Origin of the sequence: Klebsiella sp. 141251, assembly GCF_050600725.1 — a bacterium.
Taxonomy (GTDB): Bacteria; Pseudomonadota; Gammaproteobacteria; order Enterobacterales; family Enterobacteriaceae; genus Klebsiella; species Klebsiella aerogenes.
On sequence record NZ_JAQIRG010000013.1, the window covers coordinates 46,267 to 66,172 of the forward strand.

19 protein-coding genes are annotated in these 19,906 nt (G+C 56.3%); 8 read left to right on the top strand and 11 right to left on the bottom strand.

Annotated features, from left to right (window positions below):
- The gene (sodA, locus tag PGR09_RS22665; RefSeq protein WP_015368940.1) at positions 1-621 is read left to right on the top strand and encodes a superoxide dismutase [Mn]; all 621 of its coding nucleotides are present in this window, start codon (positions 1-3) and stop codon (positions 619-621) included.
- A gap of 72 nt (positions 622-693) precedes the next feature.
- The gene (gene yiiM, locus PGR09_RS22670) at positions 694-1,368 is read left to right on the top strand and encodes a 6-hydroxyaminopurine reductase (protein ID WP_045395291.1); all 675 of its coding nucleotides are present in this window, start codon (positions 694-696) and stop codon (positions 1,366-1,368) included.
- Between the two features lie 62 nt (positions 1,369-1,430).
- Here the strand turns inward: yiiM and cpxA are convergent, their stop codons facing one another.
- Positions 1,431-2,804 carry an envelope stress sensor histidine kinase CpxA gene (gene cpxA, locus PGR09_RS22675; RefSeq protein ID WP_015368938.1) on the bottom strand — a complete coding sequence of 458 codons (1,374 nt, stop codon included), beginning with the start codon at positions 2,802-2,804 and terminating at the stop codon, positions 1,431-1,433.
- Positions 2,801-3,499: an envelope stress response regulator transcription factor CpxR gene (gene cpxR, locus PGR09_RS22680; protein WP_015368937.1), complete on the bottom strand. Its 699-nt coding sequence runs from the start codon at positions 3,497-3,499 to the stop codon at positions 2,801-2,803. Before cpxR ends, cpxA begins: the two co-directional genes overlap by 4 nt.
- A gap of 149 nt (positions 3,500-3,648) precedes the next feature.
- Between cpxR and cpxP the strand changes: the two genes are divergently transcribed.
- The 3 genes from cpxP to pfkA all read left to right on the top strand — a co-directional run bounded on the left by cpxP (position 3,649) and on the right by pfkA (position 6,373).
- The gene (cpxP, locus tag PGR09_RS22685) at positions 3,649-4,152 is read left to right on the top strand and encodes a cell-envelope stress modulator CpxP (protein ID WP_015368936.1); all 504 of its coding nucleotides are present in this window, start codon (positions 3,649-3,651) and stop codon (positions 4,150-4,152) included.
- A 158-nt stretch (positions 4,153-4,310) separates the two neighbouring features.
- Positions 4,311-5,207 (top strand): CDF family cation-efflux transporter FieF, encoded by an 897-nt coding sequence (fieF, locus tag PGR09_RS22690; RefSeq protein ID WP_045395293.1) that lies wholly within the window; start codon positions 4,311-4,313, stop codon positions 5,205-5,207.
- 203 nt (positions 5,208-5,410) lie between these two features.
- Positions 5,411-6,373, top strand: a complete 963-nt coding sequence (gene pfkA / locus PGR09_RS22695) for a 6-phosphofructokinase (protein ID WP_015368934.1) — start codon at positions 5,411-5,413, stop codon at positions 6,371-6,373.
- A 115-nt stretch (positions 6,374-6,488) separates the two neighbouring features.
- On the opposite strand, the gene PGR09_RS22700 is transcribed toward pfkA, so the two are convergent.
- The 8 genes from PGR09_RS22700 to priA form a co-directional block, all read right to left on the bottom strand.
- On the bottom strand, positions 6,489-7,085 hold the full coding sequence (locus PGR09_RS22700) for a hypothetical protein (protein ID WP_348876280.1): 597 nt from the start codon (positions 7,083-7,085) through the stop codon (positions 6,489-6,491).
- Between the two features lie 87 nt (positions 7,086-7,172).
- Complete coding sequence (rraA, locus tag PGR09_RS22705; protein ID WP_015703948.1) at positions 7,173-7,658, bottom strand: ribonuclease E activity regulator RraA; 486 nt, start codon at positions 7,656-7,658, stop codon at positions 7,173-7,175.
- A gap of 92 nt (positions 7,659-7,750) precedes the next feature.
- Complete coding sequence (gene menA / locus PGR09_RS22710; RefSeq protein WP_047078396.1) at positions 7,751-8,677, bottom strand: 1,4-dihydroxy-2-naphthoate polyprenyltransferase; 927 nt, start codon at positions 8,675-8,677, stop codon at positions 7,751-7,753.
- Positions 8,678-8,744: 67 nt separating this feature from the next.
- A complete protein-coding gene (gene hslU / locus PGR09_RS22715; protein ID WP_045395296.1) occupies positions 8,745-10,079 on the bottom strand; it encodes an HslU--HslV peptidase ATPase subunit in 1,335 nt (444 codons plus the stop codon).
- A gap of 9 nt (positions 10,080-10,088) precedes the next feature.
- Entirely contained in the window at positions 10,089-10,619 is a 531-nt protein-coding gene (hslV, locus tag PGR09_RS22720; RefSeq protein WP_015368930.1) for an ATP-dependent protease subunit HslV, read from the bottom strand.
- Positions 10,620-10,710: 91 nt separating this feature from the next.
- The gene (gene ftsN / locus PGR09_RS22725; protein ID WP_072048011.1) at positions 10,711-11,679 is read right to left on the bottom strand and encodes a cell division protein FtsN; all 969 of its coding nucleotides are present in this window, start codon (positions 11,677-11,679) and stop codon (positions 10,711-10,713) included.
- A gap of 93 nt (positions 11,680-11,772) precedes the next feature.
- Positions 11,773-12,801: a DNA-binding transcriptional regulator CytR gene (gene cytR, locus PGR09_RS22730; RefSeq protein WP_430916536.1), complete on the bottom strand. Its 1,029-nt coding sequence runs from the start codon at positions 12,799-12,801 to the stop codon at positions 11,773-11,775.
- A gap of 149 nt (positions 12,802-12,950) precedes the next feature.
- Positions 12,951-15,146, bottom strand: coding sequence for a primosomal protein N' (gene priA / locus PGR09_RS22735; protein WP_063414048.1), 2,196 nt, complete (start codon positions 15,144-15,146; stop codon positions 12,951-12,953).
- Between the two features lie 259 nt (positions 15,147-15,405).
- Here priA and rpmE point away from each other — a divergent pair, with 259 nt between their 5' ends.
- On the top strand, positions 15,406-15,618 hold the full coding sequence (gene rpmE, locus PGR09_RS22740; RefSeq protein WP_015368925.1) for a 50S ribosomal protein L31: 213 nt from the start codon (positions 15,406-15,408) through the stop codon (positions 15,616-15,618).
- Between the two features lie 99 nt (positions 15,619-15,717).
- Here the strand turns inward: rpmE and metJ are convergent, their stop codons facing one another.
- On the bottom strand, positions 15,718-16,035 hold the full coding sequence (gene metJ / locus PGR09_RS22745) for a met regulon transcriptional regulator MetJ (protein ID WP_004107547.1): 318 nt from the start codon (positions 16,033-16,035) through the stop codon (positions 15,718-15,720).
- Positions 16,036-16,300: 265 nt separating this feature from the next.
- Between metJ and metB the strand changes: the two genes are divergently transcribed.
- Both metB and PGR09_RS22755 read left to right on the top strand, forming a co-directional pair.
- The gene (metB, locus tag PGR09_RS22750) at positions 16,301-17,461 is read left to right on the top strand and encodes a cystathionine gamma-synthase (RefSeq protein WP_015368924.1); all 1,161 of its coding nucleotides are present in this window, start codon (positions 16,301-16,303) and stop codon (positions 17,459-17,461) included.
- 2 nt (positions 17,462-17,463) lie between these two features.
- On the top strand, positions 17,464-19,896 hold the full coding sequence (locus tag PGR09_RS22755; protein WP_045395300.1) for a bifunctional aspartate kinase/homoserine dehydrogenase II: 2,433 nt from the start codon (positions 17,464-17,466) through the stop codon (positions 19,894-19,896).
- Positions 19,897-19,906: the final 10 nt, after the last annotated feature.

The following is a 19,906-nucleotide window of genomic DNA, read 5'->3' on the forward strand; positions in this document are numbered from 1 at the left end:
ATGAGTTATACACTGCCATCCCTGCCGTACGCTTACGATGCTCTGGAACCGCATTTCGACAAGCAGACGATGGAGATCCATCATACTAAGCATCACCAGACCTACGTTAACAACGCTAACGCAGCGCTGGAAAGCCTGCCGGAATTCGCTAACCTGTCCGCGGAAGAGCTGATCACCAAACTGGATCAACTGCCGGCTGACAAAAAAACCGTACTGCGTAACAACGCGGGCGGCCACGCTAACCACAGCCTGTTCTGGAAAGGCCTGAAAACCGGCACCACCCTGCAGGGCGACCTGAAAGCCGCTATCGAGCGTGATTTCGGTTCCGTGGACAATTTCAAAGCTGAATTCGAAAAAGCGGCAGCAACCCGCTTTGGTTCCGGCTGGGCGTGGCTGGTGCTGAAAGGCGACAAACTGGCCGTCGTTTCTACCGCTAACCAGGACTCCCCGCTGATGGGCGAAGCCATTTCCGGCGCTTCCGGCTTCCCGATTATCGGCCTGGATGTGTGGGAACACGCTTACTACCTGAAATTCCAGAACCGCCGCCCGGACTATATCAAAGCCTTCTGGGACGTGGTGAACTGGGACGAAGCAGCAGCGCGTTTTGCCGCCAAAAAATAAGGTTGCATTGCGCTAAGAGAGAAGCGAGTCTGATGACTCGCTTTTTTTATATCCGTAGCAAGGAGAGCAGCAATGCATTATCCGGTGAATGTCTTTGTCGGCAAAATCAGGGACTACGACGGTAGCCGCCCCAGCGCAATTGGTAAAATCCAGGTCGATGGCGAATTACAGCTCGGCGAGCTCGGACTGGAAGGGGACGAGCAGGCGGAAAAGAAAATTCACGGCGGGCCGGATCGCGCGTTGTGCCACTATCCCCGCGAGCATTATCTCGACTGGATCCGCGAATTCCCGCAGCAGGCCGATCTGTTCTGCGCACCCGCATTCGGCGAAAACCTTTCTACCGAAGGGCTAACGGAAAAAAACGTCTATATCGGCGATATCTTTCGTTGGGGCGAGGCGCTGATTCAGGTCACTCAACCGCGCTCTCCCTGCTTCAAACTGAATTACCATTTCGGTATTAGCGACATGGCGCAACTGATGCAAAACAGCGGCAAGGTTGGCTGGCTCTACCGCATTATCGCCGGCGGCCAGGTCTCCAGCGATGCGCCGCTGGAGCTGGTATCGCGACTAAGCGATGTGAGCGTACATGAGGCCGGAGCGATTGCCTGGCATATGCCGTTTGACGACGATCAGTATCACCGTCTGTTATCGGCGGCGGGTCTGTCGGTGAGCTGGAGCAGAACGATGCAGAAGCGGCGTTTAAGCGGGCAGATCGAGGATAATTCGCGGAGATTATGGGGGAAATAATTCCCCCATATTGAACGTTGCAACCCGTAGCCCGGCTCAGCGTAGCGCAAGCCGGGACAGACTCAGGTGCGTTTATACAGCGGCAGCCAGATTGTTAATCGCAGGCCACCCAGCGGGCTATCGTCGGCTTTAACCCAGCCGCGATGTTGCTGAATCGCCGTTTCGACAATCGCCAGCCCCAGACCGGTGCCGCCGGACTCGCGATCGCGAGCTTCGTCGGTACGATAGAACGGACGGAAAATCTGTTCGCGATCTTCCGGGCTGACGCCCGGGCCGTCATCATCGACGTTGACCGTGATTCCGTCTTTATCCACCGAGAAGCTGACCGAAATTTTCGTGTGCGAGTAGCGCAGCGCGTTGCGCACGATATTTTCCAGCGCGCTTTCCAGCGCATTGGGGTTACCGTACAGCGGCCAGGGGCCCGGCGGATACTCAACGGTAAAGGATTTCCCCATCTGCTCGGCTTCAAATGCCGCGTTGTCCAGCACTTCGCCCCACAGCTGATTCGCTTTCACCGTCTCGCTGACCAGCGCGTTTTTCGCCTGATTACGCGACATCACCAGCAGGTCGTTGATCATGCTGTCCAGCCGATGCGCTTCGGTTTCGATCCGCTCCAGCTCTTTGCTTTCACCGCTGCGGCGGCGCAGCAGCGCGGTGCCTAACTGCAGACGGGTTAACGGCGTGCGTAGCTCGTGCGAGATATCCGACAGCAGCCGCTGCTGGCTGGTCATCATTCGCTCAAGCGCGGTCACCATCTGGTTAAAGCTGGCCCCGGCGGCCAGAAACTCCTGCGGACCGGCTTCCAGCTCCGGATGCTGCCGCAGGTTACCCTGGGCCACTTCGTCGGCGGCGTTTTTCAGCTTGCGCGCCGGTTTCGCCAGGCTCCACGCCAGCCATAGCAGCAGCGGGGCGCTGACCAGCATCGTCACGATAAGCAGTAATAGCGGACGGTCAAATAGCAGGTTGATGAAGTCGGATTGTGAAGTGCTGGCAGGGCGGATGAGATAAAGTTGATAATTATCTTCACCATCCCTGACGGAAAACGGGCCGACCATCTCCAGGCGTCCGTAACGCTTTTTCTGCGGATGATCGGCGTTATCGGCCTGGCCGATAAAGTTACGAATGATCTGCATTTCGTTGCGTTCTGCGCCGATCACGCGGCCTTCGCTGGTGACCAACAACAGCCGCTGCCCCGGCGGCGCCCACTTATCGATGGCGCGAAACAGGCGTCGCCACCACATCAGGTCGTTAGGTGGGTCGTTCGCCAGTTCGGCCTCGACGTGTTGCTCAATCATGATGCCCTGACGTTGCTCGCTTTCCAGCAGCTCGGTCATCTGGCGCGAGTCCAGCTTGGGCAACATCAGTACCAGCATCAACACCAGCGCCAGCGTGAGCCAGAAGATGGCGAAGATGCGTGCGGTTAAACTTCCAATCATGAAGCAGAAACCATCAGATAGCCGCGTCCGCGCAACGTTTTAAACCACGGATGGCCGTCTTTACGCTCCGGCAGCTTACGCCGCAGGTTGGAAATATGCATATCGATAGCGCGGTCGAACGGCGTCAGCCGCTTGCCCAGCACTTCCTGGCTTAAGTGTTCACGTGACACCACCTGACCAAGATGCTGCGCCAGCAGATACAGCAGGGTGAACTCGGTGCCGGTCAGCTCCAGCGTTTGCCCATCAAAATTGGCCTCCTGACGGCCCGGATTGAGGCTTAACGCATCCACTTCCAGGGTCGGAGAACCGGATTCGGTGGTCTGCTGCTGCTCGCTCCAGTGAGAACGACGCAGAATCGCGCGTATACGCGCCACCAGCTCGCGATCGTTAAACGGCTTAGGCAAATAGTCATCCGCCCCGAGTTCGAGGCCGAGAACGCGATCCAGCTCGCTTCCGCGCGCCGTTAGCATGATAACCGGGGTCTGGTGTGTCTGACGTAATTCTTTAAGCGTGTCGATACCGTTTTTCTTCGGCATCATCACATCAAGCAAAAGGAGATCAATGCTGTCGTCAAGAAGCGCCAGCGCCTGTTCACCGTCATGGGCAACGAGCACATTAAAACCTTCCATATCGAGCAGCTCTTTTAACAGGGAGGTGAGCTCCCGGTCATCATCAACTAACAGGATTTTATTCATTGTTTAAATACCTCCGAGGCAGAAATTACGTCATCAAGGCTCGCTAATCCATGACTTTACGTTGTTTTACACCCCCTGACGCATGTTTGCAGCCTGAATCGTAAACTGTCTCTCGTTGAATCGCGACACAAACGTTTTGGGAGTATGTGATGCGCAATGTTATCGCTGCCGTCATGGCCTCAACGCTGGCGCTAAGTGCTACTAGCCAAGCCGCTGAAGTCGTTACCGGCGTTAACTGGCTCCACGGTGAAGAAGGAGCCCAGCGCAGCGGCCAGAGCCATATGTTTGACGGCATAAGTCTAACCGAACAGCAACGACAGCAGTTACGGGATCTTATGCAACGGGCGCGCCATGACCGGCTCCCTGTTAATGTTAGCGAACTGGAGACAATGCATAGCCTTGTCACCGCAGATAAATTTGATGAAAGCGCTGTGCGCGCTCAGGCAGAAAAGATGGCGCAGGAACAGGTTGCCCGCCAGGTAGAAATGGCGAAAGTTCGCAACCAGATGTATCACCTGCTAACCCCTGAGCAGCAAGCGGTTTTAAATGCTAAGCACCAGCAGCGTATGGATCAGTTGCGTGAGGTTGCAAGGATGCAGAAAGGCTCAGCCATGATGCTTTCCAGTAGTAGCAGTACCGTGCAACCCAAGTAACAAACCCTGTTTTCCTTGCCATAGACACCATCCCTGTCTTCCCCCACATGATGTGGGGGTTTTTTTTGTCTTTTTTTCGCCTCAGCCGCCGCATGCCCGTTCATCTTCCGGGTAAAAGTTCAGGTTATACTAAGCGCATCGCCGGAAAAGGAGCGTTTATGAATCAATCTTATGGGCGGCTGGTAAGTCGCGCGGCTATTGCCGCGACGGCGATGGCCTCCGTGTTACTTTTGATCAAAATTTTTGCGTGGTGGTATACCGGTTCGGTGAGTATTCTGGCGGCGCTGGTGGATTCGCTGGTGGATATTGCCGCCTCGCTGACCAACCTGCTGGTGGTGCGTTACTCGCTACAACCCGCTGATGAAGAACATACTTTTGGCCATGGGAAAGCGGAATCGCTGGCGGCGCTGGCGCAGAGCATGTTTATCTCCGGTTCGGCATTGTTTCTGTTCCTGACCGGGATCCAGCATCTGATTCGCCCTGAACCGATGCAGGCGGCAGGCGTCGGGATGGTGGTGACGCTGATCGCCTTGATAAGCACCCTGATGCTGGTGACCTTTCAGCGCTGGGTGGTCAGAAAAACCCAGAGTCAGGCCGTGCGCGCGGATATGCTTCATTATCAGTCTGATGTTATGATGAACGGCGCTATTCTTATCGCCCTCGGCCTCTCCTGGTATGGCTGGCACCGTGCCGATGCGCTGTTTGCATTAGGGATTGGCATCTATATTTTATATAGCGCGCTGCGTATGGGTTACGACGCGGTGCAATCGTTATTAGACCGCGCGCTTCCGGATGAGGAACGTCAGGAAATCATCAGTATCGTGAACAGCTGGCCCGGCGTCAGCGGCGCGCACGATCTACGAACGCGGCAGTCAGGGCCGACTCGCTTTATTCAAATACATTTGGAAATGGAAGATAACCTCCCGCTGGTGCAGGCGCACGTGATCGCCGACCAGGTGGAGCAGGCTATTTTGCGCCGTTTCCCGGGATCGGATGTGATTATCCATCAGGATCCCTGTTCTGTGGTGCCGCCGGCGCAGCAGGGCGTTTTTTGAGCTTTCGGTTATAGTCTGTAAACTCGATGTAAAAATGTGGGGCGGGTAGGCATTTTTTGTATAAATTACCGCCATTTGGTCTGACCTGAATCAATTCAGCCAGAAGCGTTTGATATACTATTGCAATTATCGTCGTGCACTCCTGGTATGGGAGCGCTTCAGGCAACAGGATTATTTTTTGCTTCCTAAGTTCAGAGGTAGTCATGATTAAGAAAATCGGTGTGTTGACAAGTGGCGGTGATGCGCCGGGCATGAACGCAGCAATTCGCGGCGTTGTGCGCGCGGCATTAACGGAAGGTCTGGAAGTTTTTGGAATCTATGACGGTTACCTCGGCCTGTATGAAGATCGTATGGTTCAGCTTGACCGTTACAGCGTGTCCGACATGATCAACCGTGGCGGTACCTTCCTCGGCTCCGCTCGCTTCCCGGAATTCCGCGAAGAGCATATTCGCGCAGTCGCCATTGAAAATATGAAAAAGCGCGGCCTGGACGCGCTGGTTGTTATCGGCGGCGACGGTTCCTATATGGGTGCGATGCGTCTGACCGAGATGGGTTTCCCTTGCATCGGCCTGCCGGGCACCATCGACAACGACATCAAAGGTACTGACTACACCATCGGTTTCTTTACCGCGCTGAGCACCGTTGTTGAAGCTATTGACCGCCTGCGTGACACCTCCTCTTCGCACCAGCGTATCTCTGTGGTGGAAGTGATGGGCCGCTACTGTGGCGATCTGACGCTGGCGGCGGCGATTGCCGGCGGCTGTGAGTTCATCATGGTGCCGGAAGTAGAATATACCCGCGACGATCTGGTGGCTGAAATCAAAGCCGGCATCGCAAAAGGTAAGAAACACGCGATCGTGGCCATCACCGAGCACATGTGCGACGTTGACGAACTGGCTAGCTTCATTGAGAAAGAAACGGGCCGTGAAACCCGTGCGACCGTGCTGGGTCACATTCAGCGCGGCGGCTCTCCGGTTCCTTACGACCGTATTCTGGCTTCCCGCATGGGCGCATATGCTATTGAACTGCTGCTGCAGGGCTTTGGCGGCCGCTGTGTCGGTATCCAGAACGAGAAGCTGGTTCACCACGACATCATCGATGCTATCGAAAATATGAAGCGTCCGTTCAAGTCTGACTGGATGGATTGCGCGAAGAAACTGTACTAAGTTTCTCGGCATAACAAAAAGGCCTTCTCACGGAGAAGGCCTTTTTTTTCGTAGCGTATAAAACCGAGCGAGCCATGCTCGGTATGCTGGTTATCGACAAGCGTGGGTTTCGATTTCAAGGGCGAAATTGAACCTTGCGTTGCAAATGATAATTTTCTAGCGATTGGCTTAACAGCTCAGAAAAAACAGAATGATTTTCTTGCGCGATTGTTAATCTTAACACCGCTTCTAAAGTATCTATTTCTTCATCTTCAAGTGGTCTGCCGGTGGCTATCTCCAGCCGATTTTCTTGCCAGCGGTAGCGCGTAGGGATCGTATCGTGCCAGGTTCTGTAGTTTTTCTCGGGAGTTCTATACCATAAATTTGGGCCTTTTCCTGTCGCCTTCTTTTGCGTCACTTTCAGCATTTTTTCTGTATCAGAAAAGTAATCAGCCATTTCTTGCAAAATTTGTTGTTTTTGCGAGTTGTCCAGCGTTGCAAATTGCAGTGTTACTTGGGTCGATGGATAGCCAACGATTTCTTTGTATTCCTTTTCAAAGGTCGCTGCGTTACGTGGAAGAGATACCGCACCGATAAATATAACGAAAGCTGCTCCTAAGCGTAATGACGCAGCAAGGACATAGGGCGGTTGGGCTAAAATCAGGATGCGAAATCCTCGATATAGTAGCCATGGTATCGAAATAAAGCTGAGGAAATAGAGTATTTCACGCAAGTCATGCACTCCTTTGCACTTGTGTGAGCGATTAACCATCCTGGTTATAAAGAAAAGGCAGGCTGCGCCTGCCTTTCAATGCTAGTGCTATTCGATATCCAGCGCATCCTCGGAAAGGATGATACCGGTATTGTCGGCATACAGATGATCGCCGGAGAAGAAGGTGACGCCGCCGAAATTGACGCGCACGTCGCTTTCGCCGATACCTTCCCCTGCAGCGGCCACTGGAATGGCGGCTAATGCCTGGATACCGATATCTAAATCTTCCAGGTCGTCAACCTGGCGCACCGCGCCATAGACCACCAGCCCTTCCCATTCGTTTTGTACCGCCAGACGCGCCAGGTCTGCGTCAATTAACGCGCGTCGCACGGAACCGCCGCCGTCGATGAGGAGAATATGACCACGGCCATTCTGCTCGAGCAGATCGTAGAGCAACCCGTTATCCTCGAAACATTTTACCGTAATGATCTGTCCACCAAACGACGACCGCCCTCCAAAGTTGGAAAACAGCGGTTCCACGACATTGACATCTTCCTGGTAGATGTCGCAAAGCTCGGAAGTATCGTATTTCATAGGCTTAACGTTCAGTTGCTGCGAGAATTTTTAGTATATCCCGTGAACTGCATTGTTTGCAAAATCATCAATTGTTAATTGATATTTGTCAGTTATGCCGCCAGCTTACTGCCGATAATCCCGATGACAAACAGCAGGTTGGTTAATAATGCCGCTTTGACCGTGCGTTCGAGCATCGGACGCATCGCCACCGGTTCGCGCTCACGCATGACGAAACGCGCCTGTTTCACCAGTAGCGGAATGGCGAGAATAAACAGCCAGCCCCACAGGCTGCGCAGCGCCAGCAGGTTAAACAGCGCCAGGCACAGTGGAGCGCCGAACAGCAGGACGCTGTGATAACGGCGAGCGTTAATTGGCCCCAGACGGACCGCCAACGTATTTTTACCGTTCGAACGGTCGCTATCGATATCGCGCAGGTTATTGATATTCAGCACCGCTGCGGCCAGCAGGCCACAGGCGGTAGCGGGCAGGAAAATAACCGCGTCGATGCTGTGCGCCTGCAGATACCAACTGCCGACGACGCTCAGCCAGCCGAAGAAAACCAGCACCGAGATATCGCCAAGGCCAATATAGCCGTAAGGACGCGTGCCAACGGTATAAGTTATAGCCGCAATAATCGACAACCCGCCGAGCACCATAAAGCCGATGAAGTCCGCCATTGTCTGCCAGGCGGAGAACAGCAACGCCAGGCCGGAAAGGCAAATCAGCGCTACCGTTACGATCAGCGCGCGTTTCATCTGCGCTTGGGTAATGGCGCCTTTTTGCATTCCGCGCAGCGGCCCAATACGGTCAGGTTTATCGCTGCCTTTAACGGCGTCGCCATAATCATTGGCGAGATTAGATAAAATTTGCAGCAAACCGGCGGTGATGAGCGCCAGCAGCGCGACCAGCGGATCGAAGTGGCCTTGCTGCCACGCCAACGCGGTGCCGACGACGATAGCGGCGAACGCCAGAGGTAATGTTTTGGGACGCAGGCTTTCAAGCCAGGCCTTGGTGCGTGTTATCGGTTGTTCAGTCATTTCTTTCAGCCAAAAAAATGGGGCTATCATAGCCCCATCGTGTGTGATGAAAATGCATTGAACCGGATTATAGGATAAAACGGCTCAGATCTTCATCTGCCACCAGAACATCCAGGTGTTTACCGACATAATCACCGTCGATGGTCACCGTCTGGCCGTTCATTTCGCTGGCATCATAAGAGATATCTTCGATCAGACGTTCCAGCACCGTGTGCAGGCGACGCGCGCCGATGTTTTCGGTGGTTTCGTTAACCTGCCATGCGGCCTGAGCGATACGCTTGATACCATCTTCGGTGAATTCGATATTCACGCCTTCGGTGGCCATCAGCGCTTTGTACTGCACGGTGATGGAGGCATTCGGCTCGGTCAGAATACGTTCGAAATCATGGGTGGTCAGCGCTTTCAGCTCAACGCGGATCGGCAGACGGCCCTGCAGTTCCGGGATCAGATCGGATGGGCTGGCGACCTGGAACGCGCCGGAGGCGATAAACAGAATGTGATCGGTTTTCACCATCCCGTGTTTAGTGGAGACGGTGCAGCCTTCCACCAGCGGCAGCAGGTCGCGCTGAACGCCTTCACGAGACACATCCGGGCCGGAGGAGTTGCCGCCGCGCTTACAGATTTTGTCGATTTCGTCGATAAACACGATACCGTGCTGTTCAACGGCGTCGATAGCTTCTTGCTTCAGCTCTTCCGGGTTAACCAGCTTCGCTGCTTCTTCTTCGATAAGCAGCTTCATCGCGTCTTTGATTTTCAGCTTACGCGGTTTCTGTTTCTGGCCGCCCAGGTTCTGGAACATGGACTGCAGCTGGCTGGTCATCTCTTCCATGCCCGGAGGGGACATGATTTCAACGCCCATTGGCGCCGCGGCGAGGTCGATTTCGATCTCTTTGTCGTCAAGCTGGCCTTCGCGCAATTTCTTGCGGAATGCCTGACGCGCAGCTGAAGGCTCCTGCGGCTGTTCAGCCTGGCCCCAGTTGTTTTTCGCCGGGGGGATCAGCACGTCGAGGATACGCTCTTCGGCCATTTCTTCGGCGCGATAGCGGTTTTTATCGATGGACTGCATGCGGACCATTTTGATCGCGGCGTCGGTCAGATCGCGGATGATAGAGTCCACTTCTTTACCAACATAGCCCACTTCGGTGAACTTGGTCGCTTCAACTTTGATGAACGGCGCGTTGGCCAGTTTCGCCAGACGACGGGCGATTTCGGTTTTACCGACGCCGGTCGGGCCAATCATCAGAATGTTTTTCGGTGTGACTTCATGACGCAGCTCTTCATTAAGCTGCATACGGCGCCAGCGGTTACGCAGGGCGATAGCAACAGAACGCTTGGCTGCGTCCTGGCCGATAATATGTTTGTCCAGTTCGCTGACAATTTCGCGTGGGGTCATTTCAGACATGGGAGATCCTTACGCTTTAGAAGGTAATTCTTCGATGGTGTGGAAGTGGTTGGTATAGATGCAGATATCCCCTGCAATATCCAACGCTTTCTCGGCGATGTCGCGAGCGCCCATTTCGGTGTTTTCCAGCAGCGCGCGAGCGGCGGCCTGGGCATATGGCCCGCCGGAGCCAATCGCAATCAAATCGTTTTCTGGCTGAACCACGTCACCGTTACCGGTGATGATAAGCGACGCGTTTTCGTCAGCGACGGCGAGCAGCGCTTCCAGCTTGCGCAGCATGCGGTCGGTACGCCAGTCTTTCGCCAGCTCAACGGCGGCTTTCACCAGATGGCCCTGATGCATCTCCAGCTTACGTTCGAAAAGTTCGAACAGGGTGAAGGCGTCAGCGGTGCCGCCAGCGAAACCAGCGATCACTTTGTCGTTGTACAGACGACGCACTTTCTTCACGTTGCCTTTCATCACGGTGTTGCCCAGCGTGGCCTGGCCATCACCGGCGATAACGACATGGCCGTTACGGCGAACACTAACTATTGTTGTCACGAGCAGACCCCTTGGTTGCAAAAGCGGAATAGGGGCCCCGCGCGTTACGCGGGGCAGAATGCAATTATAGATGGGGGGGATTTTTGGGGTTTCAACCCCTGGCGGCGAGACGGATGCAGTTTGCGTGTCCGGCCATCTTGAGACGGTTGATCATATCGTTGGCGTTCTCTTTGCCTTTCAGCGGCCCAATCACCACCCGATTCCAGCCGTTATTGGTGGTGATGTGCGAAGCAAAGCCCTCAAAGGCTAACTGAGCGCGCACGGTTTCGGCCTGCTCGGCGCCTTTAAAGGAACCACACTGAACCATCCAGCTGCGATCGTCTTTCTTCTCGGCGGCTGCGGCTTTCGGCGCTTCTTCCACGCGGGCGACCGGCGCGGCGGCCTGGGTTTTCGGCTGCGTGGTGGTGTTATGCGCCGGCGTCTGCAGCAGATCCTGATACGGCTGCTGGTTAGACGCGGTTTGCTTCGGTTGCTGTTGCTGCACCGGCTTCGGCTGCTGGACGCGCGGCTGTTGCTGCGTGGTCTGCTGCTGAGTCTGCGCCCACTGTTGCTGCTGCGCCTGCTGCTGTTGTTGTGCCAGACGTTGACGCTGCAGCGTCTGCTGACGCTGCGCCGGCGTTTGTTCGTTCCACGGCACTTCGGTCAGCTGCGTGGGCTGCTGACGCATATCCGCCTGCATCTGCGCCAACAGTTGGCGCTGCTCGTCGGTTAGCTGCTCGGGTTTCATCACTTCGCCGCCGGCGGTCGGCTCGGTAGGCGCGCGAACGCCCGGCTGGCGGCTTTCCAGCTCTTTAATATAGCGCCAGCGCTCTTCCGGCTTCGGCGGAAGACCGTTGCCTGCCGCCTGGCGGTTTTGCAGCGCTTCCGCTTCTTCTTTCTTGTGATGGGTAATGAAATACAGACCACCGATAAAGGCCACCAGCACGGCCGCCGCGATCGCAACCATAGTCGGTGAAATCGCCGGAAGGCTACTTTGCTTGTTCCTTGAGCTTCGGGGGCTGCTCTTTTTGCGCCGCGAAGGAGCCGGTTGGCTGCGGCGTACATAATCTCGTTGTGCCACTATCGTTTCGCTGTCTTATATTCGTTCGTCAGCCCGCCATGTTACTTAAGCGGCGGGCCTTTGACCAGAAGAGCAGGCCCGAAAGCCTGATGGTTATCGTCTGATTTTTTGCGTACTGCCGCGAACGATCAGTTCGCAATCGAGCAGACGCGAGCCGCTGTTGACGTTACGGCCCTGCATTTGCTCGAGTAAAAGCAGCATTCCTTCACGGCCGATATCAAAACGCGGCTGTGAAACGGTGGTTAACGGCGGATCGCAAAATTCAGACAACGCGATGTTATCAAACCCAACAATCGATAAATCTTCCGGCACCCTCAGGCCGCGACGTTTGGCCAGCGACAATGCGCCCAGCGCCATAACGTCGCTATGGCAAAATACCGCGGTCGGCGGCACCGGCTGCGCCAGCAGTTGCTCCATCGCGTTGGCCCCGGCTTCAAAGGTAAAGTTGCCGCGGGCGATGTAGTGCGGATCGACGGTGATACCGCTGCGGCGCAGCGCCTGAACATATCCCTGCAGCCGGTAATGGCACAGCGGCATATCCTCCGGCCCGGCGATACAGCCGATACGTTGATGCCCCAGTTCGTGGAGATAATTAACGGCATTAAACGCGGCGGTCAGGTTATCGATATGCACAGTAGGGAGCTCCAGCTCCGGCGCAAACTCGTTCGACATGACCATCGGCGGCAAATTACGCTGCTCTTCGACGCTGGCGTCGAACGGCAGGCGCGAACTCAGCAGCACCATACCGTCAATTTGTTTGGTGATAATGAGATCAATAAAGGTTTTTTCTTTCTGATTCTGATGGGCGCAATCGCCGATCAGCACCAGATAGCCTTCGTCGGCGGCAGTCACTTCAATACCGCGAATCACCTCACTGAAGAAGGGATCGCAAATATCCGGCACGATCACAAGGATCGTCCGCGACTCATTGCGTTTCATGTTACGCCCGAGCGACTGCGGTAAATAGCCGACTTCCTGCGCCGCCTGCTCCACCCGACTACGGGTTGCCTGCGACACTTTGTCGGGATTCATTAGCGCACGGGATACGGTTGCCGTTGAAACGTTTGCCTTCAGGGCGACGTCTTTCATGGTGGCGGCAACCATTTGTTTTTTGGGCTTCACCTGGTTTCTCCTCGCTGACTGCGCAGACACATCCCTTGCGTGCTGACATCAGCAACATTTTTAACAGATAGTACAGCCTGAGAGTTACAGAATTTTCATGAAAAACGTGACGGTTGTTGAATTTTTCGATCCGCCTCGCAAGAGAAGCGTTAGCCTTCAATAGGATCGACATCCAGTACCCACTTCACTTTACGCGCTTCCGGCAGGGTGTTTATCAACGCCAGCGTACCGCTGACGATATGCTGTAGACGTATGCGGGAAGGGTGCTGGAGTAGAATTTGCCAGCGCCAGCGCCCGCCGCGCTTCGGCGCCAGCGCGGGAACCGGGCCGAGTACCCACAGTTTATCATCAGCCAGCGGGCTGGCCTGCAGCAGGTTACGTAGCTGCTGTAAAAACAGCGGCGCCTGCTGGTTATTATGGTCTTCGGCGCGGATCAGAACGTGGCTGGTCCACGGCGGTAGCTGCATGGTTTGCCGCTCCGCCAGCGCCTGCTCGGCAAACGCATCGTAGCCTTTATAGAGCAGGGTCTGCAGCAGCGGGTGTTCCGGATGGTGGGTTTGCAGGATCACTTCACCTTGTTTGCCCGCGCGTCCGGCGCGGCCGGAGACCTGGGTATAGAGCTGGGCAAAACGCTCCGCCGAGCGGAAGTCGGCGGAAAACAGCGCGCCATCGACATCCAGCAGCGACACCAGGGTGACGTCCGGGAAATGATGTCCCTTAGCCAGCATTTGGGTACCAATCAGAATGCGCGCGCCGCCGCGATGGACGTCGGCAAGATATTGCTCCAGCGCCCCTTTACGGCTGGTGGTATCGCGGTCGATGCGTGAGATTGGTACATCAGGAAACATCGGCGCCAGCGCTTGCTCCAGCTGTTCGGTCCCCAGACCGACTGGCACCAGGTGCGTCGACCCGCAGGAAGGACATTGGCGCGGAATGGGGCGCTGGCTGTCGCAGTGGTGGCAGCGCAGATGGTGTTGCGCCTGATGCAGGGTGTAGTAACTATCGCAGCGCGGGCACTCCGCTATCCAGCCGCAGTCGTGGCACAGCAGCGCCGGGGCGAAACCGCGGCGGTTCAAAAACAGGATCACCTGATTGTCGGCCTGCAGATGCTGGCGCATGCGATTAATCAGCGCAGGCGAAAGCCCCGCCTGTAGCTGTTGGCCTTTTAAATCGAGCACGTGCTGCTGCGCCGGGCGGGCGTTGCCCGCGCGTTTGGTCAGCTTTAACTCACGGTACTTGCGCTGGCGTACGTTGTAGAGCGTCTCCAGCGCCGGGGTCGCCGAGCCGAGGATAATCGGGATCTGTTCGCTGTGGGCGCGCCATACCGCCAGGTCGCGGGCGTGATAACGCCAGCCTTCCTGCTGTTTATAGGAGCTATCGTGTTCTTCGTCGATGACAATAACGCCGAGGTCTTTAAACGGCGTAAACAGCGACGAGCGGGTACCGATAACGATCGCCGCTTCGCCATTTTTCGCCTTTAGCCATGATGCGAGGCGCTCGCTGTCGTTCAGACCCGAATGCAGCACCTCCACCGGGGCGTTAAAACGCTGGCGGAAGCGGGCGATGGTCTGCGGCGTCAGGCCGATTTCCGGTACCATCACCAGCGCCTGTCGACCCTGCGCCAGCACGTTCTCCAGTACGCTAAGATAGACTTCCGTTTTCCCTGAGCCGGTAATACCCGCCAGCAGCCAGGCGGAAAAACGGTCCGAGGCGCTATGAATTGCCCCGACGGCGGTCGCCTGCTCGGTATTCAGACGCAGCCGTTCGCCGGGCACAGCGAAGCTGGTCCGCCAATCGCTAATGGCTGGGGATTCGCTGGCCAATTCCGCCAGCCCTTTGCCGCGCAGCGCCTGTAGCGCCGCGTCATTGAATTCAAGCTCTGCGACCTGATAGCGCCAGATTTTGCCCTGGCGCAGCGCCGCCAGCGCCTGCTGCTGCTTCGGCGAGCGTTTAAGGCTATTGATATCCAGCGCTTGTCCCTGTTCCGTCGCAAACCAGTACCACATTGGCGCGGCGCTGGCCGGTTTGCCCTGGCGCAGCATAATCGGCAGCGCGTGGAACAGCACATCGCCGATGGGATGATGATAGTAATCCGCGGCCCATAGCAGCATGCGCCAGACGGTAGAGGAGAATACCGGTTCGCTATCCAGCGCTTCGGCGACCGGTTTGAGTTCGGCAAGCGGGAGTTCGCTACGCTCGCTGACCGACACCACGATACCGATCCGCTCCTGTTTGCCGAACGGCACGCGTACGCGACAGCCCGCCTTGACCGGGATGCCTTCAGGCAACAAATAGTCAAAGGTGCGGGGCAGCGGAACGGGCAGGGCGACATGAGCGACGGACATGGAATCTTCCTGACTTGAAATCTGGCGGGTTAGTATACACATTACCGAAGGCGGCGCGGATAAGTTTGCATCTGCTGGTCAAATTCTGTATGATTCGCCGCCTTTGGTGCGCTTTATGCCGCATCAAACTCCCAAAACCCGGGAAATTCGTTAAGCCGGTATGCGCCAGCTGTGCGAAGGTCGTCGGGAAATTATTAATATCGCGTGGTGTCTGGCGTTAGGGCTGGAAGAGCGACGCGGCCTTAACTGAGGTTCTCCCATGAAAAAAGGTATTCACCCAAATTACGACGAAATTACTGCTACCTGTTCTTGCGGTAATGTCATGAAAATCCGTTCCACCGTTGGTCACGACCTGAACCTCGACGTGTGCGGTAAATGCCACCCGTTCTACACCGGCAAACAGCGTGATGTTGCTACCGGTGGCCGTGTTGACCGCTTCAACAAGCGCTTCAGCATCCCGGGCAGCAAGTAAGTTGCCAGAAAGAGCCGCCTCAGGGCGGCTTTTTTGTATCCTTCGTCTGGCAACGCGAGGAATAAAAAAGCGGAAGATATCTTCCGCTTTTTTTATGTCTTAGTATTCCCACGTATCCGGGTCGATGCCCAGTTCACGCATAATCTCTTTCGCCGCTTCCGGGATTTCATCGCTGCGCTCTTTACGCAGGTCTTCATCGTTAGGTAACGGTTGACCGGTAAAGGCATGCAGGAACGCCTCGCACAGCAGTTCGCTATTCGTGGCGTGACGCAGGTTGTTCACCTGACGACGCGTGCGTTCATCGGTGAGGATCTTTAACACCTTCAGAGGAATGGAAACCGTAATTTTTTTTACTTGCTCACTCTTCTTACCGTGCTCAGCGTATGGGCTGATATATTCGCCGCTCCATTCAGCCATGAGATACCTTAATCCTCTGTTTATTAGTTAAGGGCCAGAACATTACGCCCGGCCATAATTGCGCGTAGTTTACCGTATGAGCGTGCTTTCTGACATGAGATAAGCCGCCGCCGACGTGCGCTAATGCATATAATTTTAACGGCTATTTGTCTTTTGCTCAATCTATACGCAAAGAAGTTTAGATGTCCAGATGTATTGACGTCTATTGTGACAATGATTACTCTGAGGCCTGACTTCTCACCGAACAGCCCAGGAACTGTCCAACATGACGCGTAAACAGGCCACCATTGCAGTGCGTAGCGGTTTAAATGACGACGAACAGTACGGTTGCGTTGTCCCGCCGATCCATCTCTCCAGCACCTATAATTTCACCGGTTTCAATGAACCCCGCGCCCACGATTATTCCCGACGCGGCAACCCGACTCGCGATGTCGTACAGCGCGCGCTGGCGGAACTGGAAGGCGGCGCCGGCGCGGTACTGACCAATACCGGAATGTCGGCTATTCTGCTGGTGACCACTGTGTTCCTGAAGCCGGGCGATCTGCTGGTGGCGCCGCACGACTGTTATGGCGGCAGCTATCGTCTGTTTGACAGCCTGGCGAAACGCGGCTGCTATCGCGTGCGCTTTGTCGATCAAAGCGATGAACAGGCATTACGCGAAGCGTTAGCGGAACAACCGAAGCTGGTGCTGGTCGAAAGCCCGAGCAACCCATTGCTGCGGGTGGTCGATATTGCGAAAATCTGCGGGCTGGCGCGTGAAGCCGGCGCGGTGAGCGTGGTGGATAACACCTTTCTCAGCCCAGCGTTGCAAAATCCGCTGGCGCTGGGCGCCGATCTGGTGTTGCATTCGTGCACCAAATATCTCAACGGCCACTCTGACGTGGTCGCCGGGGTGGTGATTGCCAAAGATCCTGAGACTGTCACCGAACTGGCATGGTGGGCGAATAATATCGGCGTCACCGGCGGGGCGTTTGATAGCTATCTGTTATTGCGTGGTTTGCGTACCCTTTCTCCACGAATGGAAGTGGCGCAGCGCAACGCGCAGGCGATAGTCGACTATCTGAAAACCCAGCCGCTGGTGAAAAAGCTGTATCATCCGTCCCTGCCGGAAAACCAGGGGCATGAGATTGCGGCGCGTCAGCAAAAAGGTTTTGGGGCGATGCTAAGCTTCGAGCTCGATGGCGATGAGCAGACGCTGCGTCGCTTCTTGAGCGGTTTATCGCTATTTACGCTGGCGGAATCGTTGGGGGGCGTTGAGAGCCTGATTTCCCATGCGGCGACGATGACGCATGCGGGCATGGCGCCGGAAGCGCGTGCGGCGGCAGGGATCTCGGAAACGCTCCTGCGTATTTCGACCGGTATTGAAGATGGTGAAGATTTAATTGCCGACCTGGAAAATGGCTTCCGGGCAGCAAACGAGGAATAAAGATGAGTGTGATTGCGCAGGCAGGGGCGAAGGGTCGTCAGCTGCACAAATTTGGTGGGAGTAGTTTAGCGGATGCGAAATGTTACCTGCGCGTCGCCGGGATCATGACCGACTACGCGCAGGCAGGCGATATGATGGTCGTCTCTGCCGCCGGTAGCACCACCAACCAGCTGATTAGCTGGCTGCAGCTAAGCCAGACCGATCGTCTTTCTGCGCATCAGGTGCAACAAGCGCTGCGTCGCTATCAAATGGACCTGATCGCCGGCCTGCTGCCGGCGGACGCCGCCGACGCGCTGATCGCGACGTTTATTCACGATCTTGAGCGTCTGGCGGGCCTGCTGGATAGCGGCGTCACCGATGCGGTATATGCCGAAGTCGTCGGCCACGGCGAAGTGTGGTCCGCGCGCCTGATGGCGGCGGTACTAAACCACCTTGGCGTTGAAGCCGCCTGGCTGGACGCGCGCGCTTTCCTGCGCGCGGAACGCGCCGCGCAGCCGCAGGTTGATGAAGGCTTATCCTACCCGCTGTTACAACAGTTGATGGCGCAGCACCCCAACAAACGGCTGGTGGTGACCGGCTTTATCGCCCGTAACAATGCCGGGGAAACCGTACTGCTGGGCCGTAACGGTTCCGACTACTCCGCCACCCAAATCGGCGCGTTGGCCGGTGTTTCCCGCGTCACCATCTGGAGCGACGTGGCCGGGGTTTATAGCGCCGACCCGCGTAAAGTGAAAGATGCGTGCCTGCTGCCGCTGCTGCGTCTTGATGAAGCCAGCGAGCTGGCTCGCCTGGCGGCGCCGGTGCTGCACGCGCGTACGCTACAGCCGGTTTCTGGTAGCGATATCGATTTACAGCTGCGCTGTAGCTACACTCCGGACCAGGGTTCGACGCGCATTGAGCGCGTGCTGGCATCCGGCACCGGCGCGCGTATCGTCACCAGTCACGACGACGTCTGCCTGATTGAATTCCAGGTGCCGGCCGGTCAGGATTTCAAACTGGCGCATAAAGAGCTGGATCAGATTTTCAAACGCGCGCAGCTGCGCCCGCTGGCGGTGGGCGTGCATGCCGACCGTAAGCTGCTGCAGTTCTGCTACACCTCTGAAGTGGCCGACAGCGCGCTGAAGCTGCTGGACGAGGCGGGTCTGCCGGGCGAGCTGCGTCTGCGTCAGAAGCTGGCGCTGGTGGCGATGGTCGGCGCGGGCGTGACCCGCAATCCGCTGCATTGCCACCGTTTCTGGCAGCAATTGAAAGGGCAGCCGGTAGAGTTTACCTGGCAATCGGAAGAGGGCATCAGCCTGGTGGCGGTGCTGCGCGCCGGCCCAACCGAGAGCCTGATTCAGGGACTGCATCACTCCGTGTTCCGCGCTGAAAAACGCATCGGTCTGGTGCTGTTCGGCAAAGGCAATATCGGCTCCCGCTGGCTGGAGTTGTTCGCGCGCGAGCAGAGCACGCTTTCCGCCCGCACTGGCTTTGAGTTCCTGCTGGCCGGTGTGGTGGATAGCCGCCGTAGCCTGCTGAACTATGAAGGTCTGGATGCCAGCCGCGCATTGGCATTCTTTGAAGATGAAGCGGTCGAGCAGGATGAAGAGTCGCTATTCCTGTGGATGCGCGCGCACCCTTATGATGATTTAGTGGTGCTGGACGTGACCGCCAGCGAACAGCTGGCCGATCAGTATCTGGATTTCGCCAGCCACGGTTTCCACGTGATCAGCGCCAATAAGCTGGCGGGCGCCAGCAGCAGCGATAAATATCGCCAAATCCACGACGCCTTTGAAAAGACCGGCCGCCACTGGTTGTATAACGCCACCGTCGGCGCAGGCTTGCCGGTTAACCATACTGTGCGCGATCTTATCGACAGCGGCGATACCATCCTGGGGCTGAGCGGTATCTTCTCCGGTACGCTCTCCTGGCTGTTCCTGCAGTTTGACGGCACGGTGCCATTTACCGAACTGGTGGATCAGGCCTGGCAGCAAGGGCTGACCGAACCAGACCCGCGCGTTGACCTGTCGGGTAAAGACGTGATGCGCAAGCTGGTGATCCTGGCGCGCGAAGCTGGTTACAATATCGAGCCGGATCAGGTGCGCGTGGAATCGCTGGTTCCGGCGCATTGCGAAGAGGGCTCGGTTGACCACTTCTTTGAGAACGGCGAAGAGCTGAATGAACAGATGCTGCAGCGCCTTGAAGCCGCCCGTGAAATGGGGCTGGTGTTGCGTTACGTGGCGCGTTTTGATGCCAACGGTAAAGCGCGCGTCGGAGTAGAAGCAGTGCGTCAGGAACATCCGCTGGCGGCGCTTTTGCCGTGTGATAACGTCTTTGCCATCGAGAGTCGCTGGTACCGCGATAACCCAATGGTGATTCGTGGGCCAGGCGCAGGCCGCGATGTTACCGCCGGGGCCATTCAGTCAGATATCAATCGTCTGGCGCAGCTGCTGTAATCTGTCAGGC

Bases quoted from the DNA above. Each gene is read 5' to 3' on its own strand.
- metJ (WP_004107547.1), bottom strand. From the start codon at position 16,035: ATGGCTGAATGGAGCGGCGAATATATCAGCCCATACGCTGAGCACGGT.
- fieF (WP_045395293.1), top strand. From the start codon at position 4,311: ATGAATCAATCTTATGGGCGGCTGGTAAGTCGCGCGGCTATTGCCGCG.
- hslU (WP_045395296.1), bottom strand. From the start codon at position 10,079: ATGTCTGAAATGACCCCACGCGAAATTGTCAGCGAACTGGACAAACAT.
- yiiM (WP_045395291.1), top strand. From the start codon at position 694: ATGCATTATCCGGTGAATGTCTTTGTCGGCAAAATCAGGGACTACGAC.
- priA (WP_063414048.1), bottom strand. From the start codon at position 15,146: ATGTCCGTCGCTCATGTCGCCCTGCCCGTTCCGCTGCCCCGCACCTTT.
- PGR09_RS22755 (WP_045395300.1), top strand. From the start codon at position 17,464: ATGAGTGTGATTGCGCAGGCAGGGGCGAAGGGTCGTCAGCTGCACAAA.
- rraA (WP_015703948.1), bottom strand. From the start codon at position 7,658: ATGAAATACGATACTTCCGAGCTTTGCGACATCTACCAGGAAGATGTC.
- metB (WP_015368924.1), top strand. From the start codon at position 16,301: ATGACGCGTAAACAGGCCACCATTGCAGTGCGTAGCGGTTTAAATGAC.
- menA (WP_047078396.1), bottom strand. From the start codon at position 8,677: ATGACTGAACAACCGATAACACGCACCAAGGCCTGGCTTGAAAGCCTG.
- sodA (WP_015368940.1), top strand. From the start codon at position 1: ATGAGTTATACACTGCCATCCCTGCCGTACGCTTACGATGCTCTGGAA.
- pfkA (WP_015368934.1), top strand. From the start codon at position 5,411: ATGATTAAGAAAATCGGTGTGTTGACAAGTGGCGGTGATGCGCCGGGC.
- cpxA (WP_015368938.1), bottom strand. From the start codon at position 2,804: ATGATTGGAAGTTTAACCGCACGCATCTTCGCCATCTTCTGGCTCACG.
- cpxP (WP_015368936.1), top strand. From the start codon at position 3,649: ATGCGCAATGTTATCGCTGCCGTCATGGCCTCAACGCTGGCGCTAAGT.
- rpmE (WP_015368925.1), top strand. From the start codon at position 15,406: ATGAAAAAAGGTATTCACCCAAATTACGACGAAATTACTGCTACCTGT.
- cpxR (WP_015368937.1), bottom strand. From the start codon at position 3,499: ATGAATAAAATCCTGTTAGTTGATGATGACCGGGAGCTCACCTCCCTG.